Genomic DNA, 995 nt, shown 5'->3' with positions numbered 1-995 from the left:
ATCGGCTACATGACCCCGGCCGCCGTGCACAACGACGTGGCAAAGATCATCTACGAGCAACGCGATCAGGTCCTGCAAAACGCCTTCTCGCGACATCCAAATCGCTTCAAGAACATCAACCCACGGCCCCCGGCACTGCCGACCGAAGCCGGCATCAATATGCCAAAAGCGACAATCCTGGGAGACGTACAGACTGAAAAAAGCTCCCTAAACTAATTGCGAAACCGGTCTCAAATAGTTTGACACGCTCCGGACATCCGCGCTTCCGCTACCGTTACCTGGCCGGCCGTCGGAGGAAGGAGAAACAAATGAGCAAATTTACAGATTTTTTTAGCGGTGGTCATGCACCCGCCTCGCGTACCTTACCGGCAGTTACTTTAAAAATTTTGAAGAAGGTATATTCTGCCGAAGCGTTCACGGCGCCCAACCCCTATATCACGGAGACCATCCACAATTCCGAGGGCGCGGCTGTAGGAAGCACTGAGTACGGTGTGTCGCCATTAACCGACCGTGTATACCTTTTTGAGATTAAGATTGCACCTCCTTTTAGGCGAAAAGGGTATGGGCTGGCGTTGCTTACGTCGCTTGCAAAGACATACAGCTTTCCGCTCACAGTCGTGCACCCAATAAGTCCAGCCATCTTGTTTTGGAATAGTGTTCGAAAAAAGCTTGCGGATTCGGTCCCTATGACACAAGGCTTGTCAGCCGGCGATATGTATAAGGAGAAGACTCGATGGCTTCATCTTCAGTCAAAGATCGATCAGCTTGAACAAGCGATATTGGAGCGGCATCTACGCGGAGAGCCATATGCTCAAGCGGTTGGCCGCGGTCTTGATGAGTAATCTGCTGGCGGGTAATGGCAGAAAAACGTATTACAGGCGGTTTCAAATACCAAGCGCAACACTGGGTTAATTAACAGTGTCAGTCGGATGTTGCAGCAAGGCTATGTGCTGAGTATAAACGACGAGCGGCGATTCATAATCTAGCCTCGCCCT

General features: G+C 51.1%; 1 protein-coding gene and 1 pseudogene. Both read left to right on the top strand.

The annotated features are described in order from the left end of the window. Positions 1–216, top strand: a pseudogene (locus tag ACP7D4_RS28105) (hypothetical protein); the annotation flags it as partial. A gap of 92 nt (positions 217–308) precedes the next feature. Continuing rightward, positions 309–842 carry a hypothetical protein gene (locus ACP7D4_RS28100; RefSeq protein WP_426212725.1) on the top strand — a complete coding sequence of 178 codons (534 nt, stop codon included), beginning with the start codon at positions 309–311 and terminating at the stop codon, positions 840–842. The last annotated feature ends 153 nt before the right edge of the window (positions 843–995 follow it).

It is taken from the genome of Massilia sp. TWP1-3-3, from assembly GCF_049897805.1.
Classification (GTDB): domain Bacteria; phylum Pseudomonadota; class Gammaproteobacteria; order Burkholderiales; family Burkholderiaceae_D; genus Telluria_A.
Note: the sequence above shows the minus strand (reverse complement) of the source record. Positions and strands in the feature narration are given on the sequence as shown.

Bases quoted from the DNA above. Each gene is read 5' to 3' on its own strand.
- ACP7D4_RS28100 (WP_426212725.1), top strand. From the start codon at position 309: ATGAGCAAATTTACAGATTTTTTTAGCGGTGGTCATGCACCCGCCTCG.